13 protein-coding genes are annotated in these 12,062 nt (G+C 63.0%); 11 read left to right on the top strand and 2 right to left on the bottom strand.

Features of this window, described 5'->3' with window-relative positions; genetic code table 11:
• Positions 1-40: 40 nt before the first annotated feature.
• The gene (locus tag IGX34_RS10740; protein WP_192555717.1) at positions 41-298 is read right to left on the bottom strand and encodes an acyl-CoA-binding protein; all 258 of its coding nucleotides are present in this window, start codon (positions 296-298) and stop codon (positions 41-43) included.
• A gap of 108 nt (positions 299-406) precedes the next feature.
• Here IGX34_RS10740 and cmk point away from each other — a divergent pair, with 108 nt between their 5' ends.
• From cmk to IGX34_RS10685, 11 genes are all read left to right on the top strand, one after another.
• On the top strand, positions 407-1,087 hold the full coding sequence (gene cmk / locus IGX34_RS10735) for a (d)CMP kinase (RefSeq protein WP_192555716.1): 681 nt from the start codon (positions 407-409) through the stop codon (positions 1,085-1,087).
• A gap of 162 nt (positions 1,088-1,249) precedes the next feature.
• Positions 1,250-2,923, top strand: coding sequence for a 30S ribosomal protein S1 (gene rpsA / locus IGX34_RS10730; RefSeq protein ID WP_192555715.1), 1,674 nt, complete (start codon positions 1,250-1,252; stop codon positions 2,921-2,923).
• Entirely contained in the window at positions 2,920-3,291 is a 372-nt protein-coding gene (locus IGX34_RS10725) for an integration host factor subunit beta (protein WP_225737379.1), read from the top strand. The genes rpsA and IGX34_RS10725 overlap by 4 nt, the downstream gene beginning before the upstream one ends.
• A gap of 149 nt (positions 3,292-3,440) precedes the next feature.
• Positions 3,441-3,701, top strand: coding sequence for a DUF1049 domain-containing protein (locus tag IGX34_RS10720; protein WP_192555713.1), 261 nt, complete (start codon positions 3,441-3,443; stop codon positions 3,699-3,701).
• On the top strand, positions 3,698-4,873 hold the full coding sequence (gene lapB, locus IGX34_RS10715) for a lipopolysaccharide assembly protein LapB (RefSeq protein ID WP_192555712.1): 1,176 nt from the start codon (positions 3,698-3,700) through the stop codon (positions 4,871-4,873). The genes IGX34_RS10720 and lapB overlap by 4 nt, the downstream gene beginning before the upstream one ends.
• Positions 4,866-5,912, top strand: coding sequence for an MraY family glycosyltransferase (locus IGX34_RS10710; RefSeq protein WP_192555711.1), 1,047 nt, complete (start codon positions 4,866-4,868; stop codon positions 5,910-5,912). The genes lapB and IGX34_RS10710 overlap by 8 nt, the downstream gene beginning before the upstream one ends.
• Positions 5,899-7,794 (top strand): nucleoside-diphosphate sugar epimerase/dehydratase, encoded by a 1,896-nt coding sequence (locus IGX34_RS10705; RefSeq protein WP_192555710.1) that lies wholly within the window; start codon positions 5,899-5,901, stop codon positions 7,792-7,794. The genes IGX34_RS10710 and IGX34_RS10705 overlap by 14 nt, the downstream gene beginning before the upstream one ends.
• Complete coding sequence (galU, locus tag IGX34_RS10700) at positions 7,795-8,667, top strand: UTP--glucose-1-phosphate uridylyltransferase GalU (RefSeq protein ID WP_192555709.1); 873 nt, start codon at positions 7,795-7,797, stop codon at positions 8,665-8,667.
• Positions 8,668-8,855: 188 nt separating this feature from the next.
• The gene (locus tag IGX34_RS10695; RefSeq protein ID WP_192555708.1) at positions 8,856-10,145 is read left to right on the top strand and encodes an NAD(P)/FAD-dependent oxidoreductase; all 1,290 of its coding nucleotides are present in this window, start codon (positions 8,856-8,858) and stop codon (positions 10,143-10,145) included.
• Entirely contained in the window at positions 10,142-10,486 is a 345-nt protein-coding gene (locus tag IGX34_RS10690; RefSeq protein WP_192555707.1) for a tRNA-binding protein, read from the top strand. The genes IGX34_RS10695 and IGX34_RS10690 overlap by 4 nt, the downstream gene beginning before the upstream one ends.
• Before the next feature lies 1 nt (position 10,487).
• A complete protein-coding gene (locus tag IGX34_RS10685) occupies positions 10,488-10,922 on the top strand; it encodes a GNAT family N-acetyltransferase (RefSeq protein ID WP_192555706.1) in 435 nt (144 codons plus the stop codon).
• On the opposite strand, the gene IGX34_RS10680 is transcribed toward IGX34_RS10685, so the two are convergent.
• Positions 10,919-11,851, bottom strand: coding sequence for an MBL fold metallo-hydrolase (locus IGX34_RS10680; protein WP_192555705.1), 933 nt, complete (start codon positions 11,849-11,851; stop codon positions 10,919-10,921). The two genes, IGX34_RS10685 and IGX34_RS10680, sit on opposite strands and share 4 nt — an antisense overlap.
• Between the last annotated feature and the right edge of the window lie 211 nt (positions 11,852-12,062).

Raw genomic sequence — 12,062 nt, 5'->3', positions numbered from 1 at the left:
GCGCTTTGGGCGCAAGTGGTCGGGGCGGGGCAGGTGGCGCTCAAGGGAGCAATTGTCGTACCAGGGCAATGTATTGGCGCTGGGCTTCGGCCTCGGACATGCCCTTGAGCAGCGTCCAGGCTTCTTTCTTGGCGGTGCCGATGAAATCGAAGAAGCCGGGATCGCAGCCGTGCACGTCGCCGCAGTTGCCTTGTTTGTAGAGCGCGTAGAGCCGCAGCAGGGTGTCGTTGTCGGGGCGTTCGCCCAGTCGCTTGATGTCCCCGGCGGCTTGCTCGAACTCGCGTTGGAGATCATTCATGGCGTGCGGCTGGTCTGCGAAAGTGATCGATTCAGAGCTGGAAAGCATGTGCTTGGAACCCCTGTAAACGCGTTAAGCTAAGCACTTCCCGTGCCATCAGGTCAGTCCATGCAAACAAGTCCGCCCGTGCCCGTACTGACCATCGACGGACCGTCCGGATCAGGCAAGGGCACCATCAGCCGGCTCGTTGCCGAGCAACTTGGCTGGCGACTGCTGGACTCCGGCGCGCTGTATCGCGCGGTGGGCTACGCGGCTGGCGCGGCCGGCCTGGATCTATCCGATGCCGACGCGGTCACCCGCTGTGCCGAGACCACCCGGATCCAGTTCCGCGCGGCGCCTAATGATGGCGAAACTCGGGTCATCGTCAATGGGCATGATGCCACCGAAGAGCTCAGGACCGAGACGGCGGGCGCCGCGGCGTCCGCCATCGCCTCCATTCCTTCCGTCCGAAAAGCCTTGGTGGACCTGCAGTTGGGCTTCCGCCGACCGCCCGGCCTGGTGGCCGACGGACGCGACATGGGCACGGTGATCTTCCCCGATGCCCCGTTCAAGGTGTTTCTGACGGCCAGCGCCGCCGAAAGGGCGAAAAGGCGCTATAAGCAGTTGAAGGAAAAGGGGCTGAGCGTTACACTTGCTACCCTTCAGAGCGAAATTGTAGCGCGTGACACTCGCGATGCCTCGCGAGCCGTCGCACCGCTCAAGCCCGCCAACGATGCAGTGCTGGTCGACACCACCGGCATGGGGATCGAAGACGTGGTCGCCAAAGTTTTGGCCGTCGTAAAACCGTAAAACGGTTGCGGCGGCTTTGGTGCTTCATGCCGCGGCATGGAGTTTTGGGTCAACGGTGCCAGGGAGCGATCCCGCAACACCCACAACCGGTGGGCCTGCCCAAGCGCAAACATCCGACGGCGCGCATTGGGGTTAGGGCCTTTTCTTATTTACGGAATCAACATGACTGAAAGTTTTGCCGAGCTGTTTGAACAGAGCCAACAGGCCATCTCCAAGCTGAAGCCGGGTGCCATCGTCACGGGCATCGTTGTGGAAATCCGCAACGACGTGGTCGTGATCAACGCCGGCCTGAAGAGCGAAGGCATCGTCCCGATCGAGCAGTTCAAGGACGAGAAGGGCGAGTTGGAAGTGCAGGTGGGTGACGAGGTGAAGGTTGCCCTCGATGCCCTGGAAGACGGCTTCGGCGAGACCAAGCTCTCCCGCGAGAAGGCCAAGCGTTCCATGGTGTGGGACGATCTTGAGCAGGCCTTCGACAAGGAAGAGACCATCACCGGCATGATCTCCGGCAAGGTCAAGGGTGGCTTCACCGTCGACATCAAGGACGTCCGCGCATTCCTGCCGGGCTCGCTGGTCGACGTGCGTCCGGTGCGCGATCCGGTGTACCTGGAAGGCAAGGCGCTCGAGTTCAAGATCATCAAGCTGGACCGCAAGCGCAACAACGTGGTGGTCAGCCGCCGCGCCGTCGTCGAGACCGAGTTCTCCGAAGAGCGCGAGAAGCTGCTGGAACGCCTGACCGAAGGCGCAGTGGTGAAGGGTACCGTCAAGAACCTCACCGACTACGGCGCGTTCGTGGACCTGGGCGGCATCGACGGCCTGCTGCACATCACCGACATGGCGTGGAAGCGCGTGCGCCATCCGTCCGAAGTGGTCAACGTCGGCGACGAGCTGGACGTGCGCGTGCTGAAGTACGACCGCGAGCGCAACCGCGTTTCGCTGGGCCTGAAGCAGCTGGGCGACGATCCGTGGGTGAACATCTCGCGTCGCTACCCGGTCGGCAGCCGCCTGTTCGGCAAGGTCTCCAACGTCACCGATTACGGCTGCTTCGTCGAGATCGAGCCGGGCGTCGAAGGTCTGGTCCACGTTTCCGAAATGGATTGGACCAACAAGAACGTCAATCCGGCCAAGGTCGTGCAGGTTGGCGACGAGACCGAAGTGATGGTGCTGGACGTGGATGAAGAGCGTCGCCGCATCTCGCTGGGCATCAAGCAGACGCGTTCCAATCCGTGGGAAGCGTTCGCAGCAATGCACAAGAAGAACGACAAGGTGTCCGGTCAGATCAAGTCGATCACCGACTTCGGCATCTTCATCGGCCTGGACGGCGGCATCGATGGTCTGGTGCACCTGTCCGACATCTCCTGGCAGGCTTCCGGCGAAGACCTCGTACGCAACTTCAAGAAGGGCGACGAGATCGAGGCCGTGGTGCTGGCAGTGGATCCGGAGCGCGAGCGCATCTCGCTCGGTATCAAGCAGATGGAGCAGGATCCGTTCGGTCATTTCATGGCCGTCCATCCGCGCGGCACCATCGTCAACGGTACCGTGAAGGAAGTGGACGCCAAGGGTGCGGTGATCGATCTGGGCGACGGCGTCGAGGGTTACCTGCGCGCCAACGACATCGCCAAGGAGCGCATCGAAGATGCCACGCAGCATCTGAAGGTGGGCGACAAGGTCGAGGCCAAGTTCACCGGTATGGACCGCAAGGGTCGCCAGCTGGCGCTGTCGATTCGTGCCAAGGATGAGGAAGAGCTGCAAGACGCCATGGCCGAATACTCGTCCGCGTCGGGTGGCACGACCAAGCTTGGTGCACTGCTGAAAGAGCAGCTCAACAAAGCTGATTGATTGAGTGTCAGTTACGGGGCGGCGCTACGCCGCCCCGTTTCGTTCCACGTCACGGACATTGGGGACCCATGACCAAATCCGAGTTGATTGAGGCGCTGGCGAGGCGCCAAACCCATCTTGCGTTTAGCGACGTCGAGTTGGCGGTCAAAAACGTGATCGAGCAGATGAGCCAGGCGCTGGCCACCGGCGAGCGCATTGAAGTTCGTGGTTTTGGCAGTTTTGCCTTGCATTACCGTCCGCCGCGGATGGGCCGCAACCCCAAGACGGGCGATGCGGTGGCCTTGCCCGGCAAGCATGTTCCGCACTTCAAGCCCGGCAAGGAGCTGCGCGAGCGCGTCAATATGCACCTGGAGCAGCAGGAAGGCTGATTCTTCCCGCTCCAAAATTCTTATCCGACAGGCAGGCGGCCTTGGGCTGGTCCTGCCTTTTCTTTTTGGGGCCTGTGCGAACAAGGCAGGCTGAATCAATCTGCGAGCACCGCCTGTGCCGCATTCAGCCAATCGGTTAAAGTCTCGCGATGCGACTGATCGTCATGCTTCTATTGCTGTTGTTCATCGCCGGGGGAGTGGTACTCGGGGCGCTCAATGCGGACCTGGTGGGCTACGACCTGGCCTTTGCGCGCGTGCAGGTTCCCAAGGGCGCGGCCCTGCTGGCCGCGCTGGCGCTGGGCTGGATCCTCGGCGGATTGACGGCCTGGCTGGGCGTCACCACCCGACACCGGCGCGACAAGCGCCGCTCCGACAAGGCGGCAGGCGCCAAGGCATCGAAGACGCCATGAGTGCTCTCTATCCGCTGCTGGCCTTGCTCATACCGGCGGCTTTCCTGAGCGGCTGGTGGACAGCGCGGCGCGCCGGCGTGCGCCGCTCGGGCGCGCAAGTCAGCGAACTGTCGTCCGATTACTTCCGCGGCCTGAACTACCTGCTCAACGAGGAGCAGGACAAGGCGATCGAGGTGTTCCTCAAGCTCGCCGAATACAACCGCGACACGGTGGAAACGCACTTAGCGTTAGGCAACCTTTTTCGGCGTCGCGGCGAAGTGGATCGAGCTATCCGTCTGCATCAGCATCTGGTCTCCAGGCCCGGCCTGTCCGAGGGCATGAAGACGGTTGCCTTGCTGGAACTGGGCGAGGACTACATGCGCGCCGGTCTGCTGGACCGTGCCGAGGCATTGTTTTCCGACCTGGTGGCGATGAATGCGCACGCCCCGTCGGCCCTGCGCCACCTGATCGCGATCTATCAGCACGAGCGCGACTGGCACAAGGCAATCGAGCACGCCCGCCGCCTGGAAACCATGACCGGCGAGGAAGAGGTCACCAATATCGCGCAGTTCTATTGCGAGCTGGCCGAGCAGTCGCGCCAGCACGGCGCACGCGGCGAAGCGCGCGAGTATCTGCAGCATGCGTTTGCCTGCCAGCCTGATTGCGTGCGTGCCTTCATGCTCACTGGTCGCCTGCATGCGGAAGAGGGCCAGCATGCCGAGGCCGTGGATATTTACGAGCGGGCGGTCGAAGCCGATATCGCTTTTGTGCCGGAAATCCTGCCGCCCCTGCTGGACAGCTATGCCCGCTCGGGACAAATGGAACGTGCCGAGCGTTTCCTGCGCGACATCCTGGCGCGCTACCACGGCATCTCGCCGGTGCTGGCCTTGACCCATCTGTACGAAAAGCGCGACGGCGAAAAACCCGCGATCGAATTCCTTACCTCGCAGCTGCGGCAACGTCCTTCGGTGCGCGGCCTGATGGCGCTCATCGATGCCACCATGGACAAGATCGAAGGTGAGGCCAGGGAGAATTTCCTGATCCTGCGCGATCTCACGCACAAGCTGCTTGAGGGGCAGGCGATGTATCGCTGCAGCCATTGCGGTTTCGGTACCAAGGCGCATCACTGGCAATGCCCCAGCTGCAAAGGCTGGAGCACGATCCGCCCGATTCATGGTGTAGCCAATGAGTGATGCTGTCGCGGCTCGCTACGCCCCGATCGCATTTGCCGCACTGATCGCTTTCCTGCTTGCCCTGGGCGTGGTGCGGGCGGCCATTGCGTACGCGCATCGCCGCGGCATGTACGACCAGCCGGGGCAGCGCCGTTCGCACAAGATTCCCACGCCGCGTGGCGGTGGCATCGGCATCATCGTATCCGTGCTGCTCACCGTGCCGGTGTGCATGCTGTACCTGCAGCCGGTGTGGCCGCTTCACGTCGTCATCACCTTGCTGGCGGCGGTGGTGCTGGTGGCATGGATCGGGTGGTGGGATGACCACAGCTCGCTGCCTGCGCTGCCGCGCTTCGGTGTGCAAATTCTTGCGGCCGCGCTGTTTTCGGCAGCGCTGATCGCCACCGGGCTGAGTTGGTGGTGGCTGCCCTTGCTGGTGCTGGCCGGGGCCTGGAGCATCAACCTGCACAATTTCATGGACGGCATCGATGGCCTGCTGGCGCAGCAAGCCATCTTCGTTGCCTGCGGTGCCGCCGTGCTGGCCTGGTGTGCCGGGCAAGCCGCCCTGGCCGGTGCAGCTGCCTGCGTGGCCGCGGCCTGCCTTGGATTCTGGTGCTACAACCGTGCGCCGGCCCGTATTTTCATGGGGGATGTGGGCAGCGGCAGCATCGGCTTCTTGCTGTTTGCCCTGACCGCCATGTTGTGGCGGGTCGATGGGGCGCTGCTATGGCCTGCTTTGATACTGAGTTCAGCTTTTGTGTCGGATGCCACCCTTACTCTGCTTAGCCGTATGCTGGGTGGACGCCGCTGGTACACTGCGCATCGCGAACATCTTTATCAATGGATTGTACGCAGGGGCTACACGCACGCTACAGGAACTGCGTGGTATTTGGGGTGGAATGTGCTGGTGGCGGCGCCGTTGGCCGTGCTGGCATGGGAGCGGCCAGGGATGGGGCTTATGGCCTGCATCGCCGCTTATGCGATTGCCGCGGCGGCCTGGTTGATTGCCAAGCGCCGCATGCTTCGCCGAGTTCGATACAAGGTTCGTCATGTCCATACGTAAGTGGGTCGGCGTTGTTCATCCTCGCATTGCAGTGGTCGCGCATGACCTGCTGATCACCGCACTGGCCTGGTGGGTCGCCAAGGAACTGCGCTATACGCTGGATCCCCAGCTGGTGGTCACGTTCGGGATGTTCGAGTTTCCCATCGTGCTGCTGGTGCAGGGGCTGGTGTATGCCTGGACCGGTCTCTACAAGGGCGTCTGGCGCTTCGCCAGCCTGCCGGACCTGTGGAATATCCTGCGCGCGGCGATCGTCGGCACCGTGGCCATCGGTGTGGCGCTATTCCTGTATGGACGTCTGGACGGCGTACCCCGTTCGATCCTGCTGCTATATCCCTTCGTGCTGGCCTTGTTCCTGGGTACGCCGCGTCTTGCGTACCGTTTCTGGAAAGACAGCCGCATCGATCTGTTCGCCAATGCCAAGACCCAGCGCGTATTGATTGTCGGCGCGGACCGCGCCGGCGAAGCGCTGGCGCGCGACCTGCATCGCGACAGCCGCTATGTGGTGGTGGGTTTTGTCGACGACCAGCGCTCGCTGCGCGGCGCACGCATCAATGGCAAGCCGGTGCTGGGCACGCTGGAACAGCTCCCGGACGTGGCCAAGGAAGCTGCCGTGCAGATGCTGCTGATCGCGTTGCCCGGCGCCAGTGCGCGGGAAATGCGCCAGGTGGTGGAGTTGTGCGACCGCACCGGTCTGCCCTACCGCACCGTGCCCAAGCTCGAAGACGTGGTTGCCGGGCGTGCCCAGTTCAACCAGATCAAGGAAGTATCGATCGAGGATCTGCTCGGCCGCGATGCGGTCGAGCTGGACTGGACCCGCATCCGCGAAACCCTTACCGGCCGCCGTGTATTGATCACCGGCGGCGGCGGTTCGATCGGTTCGGAACTGTGCCGTCAGGTGGCGCGGCTGGGTGTGCATGCGCTCACCATCGTGGAATCGTGCGAGTACAACCTGTACCAGATCTCGCAGGAATTGCGCGCCGCTTATCCGGAGCTGCTGCTCAACAGCGTGCTGGCCGATGCCGGCGATCGCGTGGCGATGCGCAGGCTGTTCACCGATGTCATGCCGCAAGTGGTTTTCCATGCGGCGGCGTACAAGCATGTGCCGATGCTGCAAGGGCAGCTGCGCACGGCGGTGCGCAACAACGTGCTGGCGACGCGGACGGTGGCCGATCTGGCCAGCGAAACGCGGGTGGAATGCTTCGTCCTGATCTCTACTGACAAAGCGGTCAATCCCACCAGCGTGATGGGCGCCTGCAAGCGCATCGCCGAGATCTGGTGCCAGAACCTCAACGCGCATTCCAGCACCCATTTCATCACCGTGCGGTTCGGCAACGTGCTGGATTCGGCCGGTTCGGTGGTGCCGCTGTTCCGCCAGCAGATTCATGCCGGCGGCCCGGTGACGGTGACGCATCCGGAGATCTCGCGCTATTTCATGACCATTCCGGAAGCCACCCAGCTGATCCTGCAGGCGTCGGCGCTGGGCAAGGGCGGCGAGATTTTCGCGCTGGACATGGGCGAACCGGTGAAGATCCGCGATCTGGCCGAGCAGATGATCCGTCTTGCCGGCAAGAAGCCGGGCACCGAGATCCCGATCGTCTACACCGGGCTGCGTTCCGGCGAAAAGTTGTTCGAGGAGCTGTTCCATCCGCTGGAAAACTACAGCGCCACCACGCACAACAAGATCTTCCTGGCGCAGCACCGCCCCGTTTCCTGGGAACTGCTGCAGGCACAGCTGGACAAGGCCGCCGATGCGGTCCATCACTACGATGAGGACACGCTGAAAAATTGCGTATCCAGCCTGCTGCCGTCTTTCTGCTGGAGCGATGTTGCCCAGCCGGGCAATGTAGTCCCGCTTCGTCGCAACGATATTGGAGAGAAGTGAGTGAGTAAGCCATTGCGCAAGGTGGTATTCCCGGTCGCAGGCCTGGGCACGCGTTTTCTGCCGGCTACCAAGGTCGTCGCCAAGGAAATGCTGCCGGTGCTGGATCGGCCGCTGATCCAGTACGCCGTCGACGAAGCCGTTGATGCGGGCGCCGATACGCTGGTGTTCGTCACCAACCGCTACAAGCACGCCATTGCCGACTACTTCGACAAGGCCTACGAGCTGGAAGCCAAGCTGCAGGAGAAGGGCAAGGACGAACTGCTGGCCCTGGTGCAGGGCACGCTGCCGCGCAATGTGCGCGCGATCTTCGTGACCCAGCCTGAAGCGCTGGGCCTGGGCCATGCGGTGCTGTGCGCCAAGGCGGTGGTCGGCGACGAACCGTTTGGCGTGGTGCTGCCCGATGACTTGATCTGGCATAGCGGCAAGGGCGCCCTGCGACAGATGGCCGAACTGGCCGAGGCCGACAACGCTGGCGTGATTGCGGTGGAAGAAGTGCCGCAAGACCAGACCGACAAATACGGCATTGTCGATGCCGAGCCGGTCGACGAGCGCAGCGCACGCATTCGTTTCATGGTGGAAAAACCCAAGCCGGCCGATGCGCCGTCCAATCTTGCGGTGGTCGGTCGCTATGTGCTGCCGGGACGCATTTTCCAGTTGCTGGAGCAGACCAAGCCCGGCGCCGGCGGCGAGATCCAGCTCACCGACGCGATCGAAGCCTTGTTGAAAGAGCAGGGCAAGGTGCTGGCCTACCGCTTCCAGGGCACGCGCTTCGACTGCGGCAACAAGGCTGGCCTGGTACGCGCCACCATGCACATGGCGATGCAGGATCCGGCGCTGGCCAAGGTGGTTCGCGAGGTCGCCAGCACGCTCTGAGCGCGCAGGGCACGCTTCGTTTATCAGATCCGATTGCGTGTGGCCGGGCGTCTTTGGCGCCCGGCCACACGCGTTTTGGGAGGGGGGCCTTTGCGCATGCAGTGCGCCTAGGCCGATCGGCCTGAGCGAGCGCGCCGGCTACGGGGTATGCTCGGCCGTCCAGCCGCCCGGGCATCTGCACGCTAGGTATGAAACACCCACCGGTTCGCTCCTATTACCGCGCCACGGCGACGCCGTATGCGCCGTATGCGCCCGTGCAAGGGCGCCAGGAAACACGAGTGGCGATTATCGGCGGCGGCTTTGCCGGATTGAATACGGCGCTCGGCCTGGCCGAGCGCGGCGTGCGCGACGTGATGGTGCTGGAGCGCGAACAGATCGGCTTTGGCGCTTCGGGCCGCAACGGCGGCTTTGTCTTCGGCGGCTATTCGCTCGGCGAAGAAGCCTTGCTGCACCAGCTTGGCGAATCGCGCGCGCAAACCCTCTTTGCGCTCACCACCGCAGCGGTGCAGCGCATACGCGAGCGCGCTGCGCGCTATGCGATTGCCTGCGACCTGGTGGACCGCGGTGTGATCTGGGCCAACTGGTTCCGCGATCCGGAAGTGCTGCGCAAACGCCAGCGCCTGCTGGGTGACCGTTACGGGCTGCATTGGGACTGGCTGCCGCAGGAAGAATTGCGCGAACTGGTGCGCAGCGAACGCTATACGGATGGTCTTTACGAACGCAACGCCTTGCATCTGCACCCGCTCAATTACGCCATCGGGCTCGCGGCGGCTGCGGCGGAGCAGGGTGTGCGCATCCACGAAAACAGCGATGTATGGCGCTTGCGCCGGGAAAACAGCCATTGGCTGATCAGTACGCCGCAGGGCGAGGTACAGGCAGAACACGTGGTGCTGGCCTGCGGCGGCTATCTGGCCGGGCTGCGCCGCCGGATCGATCGCGCGATCCTGCCGATCGCCACCTATGTAATGGTGACCGAACCGCTGGGCGAACGGCTCGATGAATGCCTGCAGACGCAGGCCGCCGTCTACGACACCCGCTTCGCCTTTGATTACTACCGTCCGCTGCCCGACAAGCGCCTGCTGTGGGGTGGCCGCATCTCGATCCGCAATCGTTCGCCCGCCGCCGTGCAGCGCGTGCTGACTCGCGATCTGCTGCGCGTATTTCCGGCCCTGCGTGGCGCAGGCATCGAATACGCATGGTCCGGACTGATGAGTTATGCGCGCCACCAGATGCCGCAGATTGGCAGCGAAGGCAACGGTCTGTGGTGGGCGCAGGCGTTCGGCGGCCACGGCCTGGCACCTACGTGCGCGGCAGGCGAATTGCTGGCGGCAGCGATTGCCGAAGGCGATGAAAGCTGGAAGCAATTCGGCAGTTACGGTCTTACGCATACCTACAAACCGTTCGGTTTCGTAGGTGCGCAGGCAAGTTATTGGTGGTATGAATTCAACGATTGGTTCAAGACGAGTCTCGAAGGATGAATGAGCAGGCCGAAGAAATCAGCTGGGCCGATTTCCAGAAGGTGCTGATCGTGGCGGGCACGGTGACCCGGGTCGAACCGTTTCCCGAGGCGCGCAAGCCGGCGTGGAAAGTGTGGGCGGATTTCGGCCCCTATGGCGAACGCAAGACCAGTGCGCAGATTGCCGCGCTGTATGCGCCCGAAGCGCTGCTCGGGCGGCAGATCGTAGGCGTGCTCAATTTTCCCGAAAAGCAGATCGGCCCATTTCGTTCCCAGTTCTTGTTGACCGGGTTTCATACGGAGCAAGGCGTTGTGGTGACGACGGTGGAGCGTCCGGTCCCGAACGGCGCGCGGCTGGCCTGACATGCAAGTGCGTGCAGCATGCGCCGACGATGCGGTAGAAATAGCCCGCCTGGCGACGGATCTTGGCTATCCGGTATCGCCGGTTGTGATGCTGGATCGATTGCGCGGGCTGTTGCCGCGTCCGGATCATCACATCAGCGTCGTGGATGCCGGCGGCATATTGCGTGGATGGATCGCGGTTGAACATCGCCGCACGCTGGAGTCCGGCGAACGCGTCGAGATCGTAGGCCTGGTGGTGGATGCGGCCTGCCGCGGCGGCGGCATCGGCCGGATGCTGGTGGCGGATGCGGAGCAGTGGGCGCGCCGCCTGGGATTCGAGGCGGTGTCGGTGCGTTCCAATATCGTGCGCGAGGGTTCCCATCCGTTTTACGAACGGCTGGGCTACGTGCGGCGCAAAACCCAGCACTTCTACGTCAAATTGCTCGCCGTCGATTAACCGCGCGCGCGATCCAGCCACACGCCAAGACCCTGCGCATTGAGCTCGATATCGGTGCCCAGCCAATGCAGAAGTTCATCCCGGCTGCCCTGCCAGCCGTGCGCGGCGAGCTGTGCGGCGTACTGCTCGGTCAATCCCTGGGTAAGCCGCACATGCCGATCGGCGGTACCGTCGTCGACCTGGCGGGCGAGGGCGACCATGGCGTCGATATGTTGATGCAGCTGGCCGGCAAGCAGTTCGACGTTTTCCAGCCGGCCATAGTGGGTCAGATACACGGCTTGGGGTTTGAGGCTCAGCAGGCGGTCGATCGACGCGTGCAACGCCTCCGGATCGAACTGGACCGGAGTGGTAGTGGGCAGGATGTAGGCCCCTTGTGCGGTGTCGAATTCGCGATAGGAAAGGCCAAACGTGTCGCCGGTGAAGCATGCCTTGCTGTGCTCGTCGTAAATGGCCATGTGGTGTTTGGCATGGCCGGGCGTATCCAGGCAGCGCAACGGCCGGCCGCATAGATCGATCACAAAATTGTCCGGTGCTTCCACCACGCGCTCTGCGGGCACCGCACGAAGCTGGCCGTACGCCTGTTCCATCACCTCGGCGCCGTACACGGCCAGCGCGCCTGCCCACAGCTGCGAGGGATCGATCATGTGGCGCGCGCCGCGCGGATGCACGGCCAGTCGTGCATGGGGCAGCTGCGCCATCAATTCGCCAGCGCCGCCTGCATGATCGAGATGCACATGGGTGAGGATCAGCCACTCCACATCGGGCGCACCGATGCCGGCTTCTTCGAGGCTGGCGAGTAGCCGGGGCACGGCGTGATTGGTGCCGCAATCGATAAACGCAGCGCGCCCACGATGCACCAGCAGATAAGCGGCATCGAACTGTGGACGTACAAAGCCGGTATCAACGGTATGGATGTCTGCGAATGCCATGGGCGAGCGCTCGTGTGATGAGGTGGATGGAATTGTTCTAAGGATATTGCCGTTGCTTCGGCGTTATTTTTAAGTTGGATCCGATACCTCTCAAATAAGACGACTTTTAGGATCACTCAACCCGTGTTCCCTCCAACGGCGTTTCCCTCGGGCCGCGTGGCCCGGGGGCTTTTTCAGGCGTAGCGGCCGGCTGCAGGGAACACACAGGAGG

The organism is Dyella acidiphila (assembly GCF_014863405.1).
Lineage (GTDB): Bacteria > Pseudomonadota > Gammaproteobacteria > Xanthomonadales > Rhodanobacteraceae > Dyella_B > Dyella_B acidiphila.
This window is presented reverse-complemented; position numbering and strand designations above follow the sequence as displayed.

What these genes read in the sequence shown, in the direction of transcription:
- IGX34_RS10720 (WP_192555713.1), top strand. Translation starts at nt 3,441, where the DNA reads ATGCGACTGATCGTCATGCTTCTATTGCTGTTGTTCATCGCCGGGGGA.
- IGX34_RS10710 (WP_192555711.1), top strand. Translation starts at nt 4,866, where the DNA reads ATGAGTGATGCTGTCGCGGCTCGCTACGCCCCGATCGCATTTGCCGCA.
- IGX34_RS10740 (WP_192555717.1), bottom strand. Translation starts at nt 298, where the DNA reads ATGAATGATCTCCAACGCGAGTTCGAGCAAGCCGCCGGGGACATCAAG.
- IGX34_RS10690 (WP_192555707.1), top strand. Translation starts at nt 10,142, where the DNA reads ATGAATGAGCAGGCCGAAGAAATCAGCTGGGCCGATTTCCAGAAGGTG.
- IGX34_RS10685 (WP_192555706.1), top strand. Translation starts at nt 10,488, where the DNA reads ATGCAAGTGCGTGCAGCATGCGCCGACGATGCGGTAGAAATAGCCCGC.
- IGX34_RS10705 (WP_192555710.1), top strand. Translation starts at nt 5,899, where the DNA reads ATGTCCATACGTAAGTGGGTCGGCGTTGTTCATCCTCGCATTGCAGTG.
- cmk (WP_192555716.1), top strand. Translation starts at nt 407, where the DNA reads ATGCAAACAAGTCCGCCCGTGCCCGTACTGACCATCGACGGACCGTCC.
- lapB (WP_192555712.1), top strand. Translation starts at nt 3,698, where the DNA reads ATGAGTGCTCTCTATCCGCTGCTGGCCTTGCTCATACCGGCGGCTTTC.
- IGX34_RS10695 (WP_192555708.1), top strand. Translation starts at nt 8,856, where the DNA reads ATGAAACACCCACCGGTTCGCTCCTATTACCGCGCCACGGCGACGCCG.
- IGX34_RS10680 (WP_192555705.1), bottom strand. Translation starts at nt 11,851, where the DNA reads ATGGCATTCGCAGACATCCATACCGTTGATACCGGCTTTGTACGTCCA.
- rpsA (WP_192555715.1), top strand. Translation starts at nt 1,250, where the DNA reads ATGACTGAAAGTTTTGCCGAGCTGTTTGAACAGAGCCAACAGGCCATC.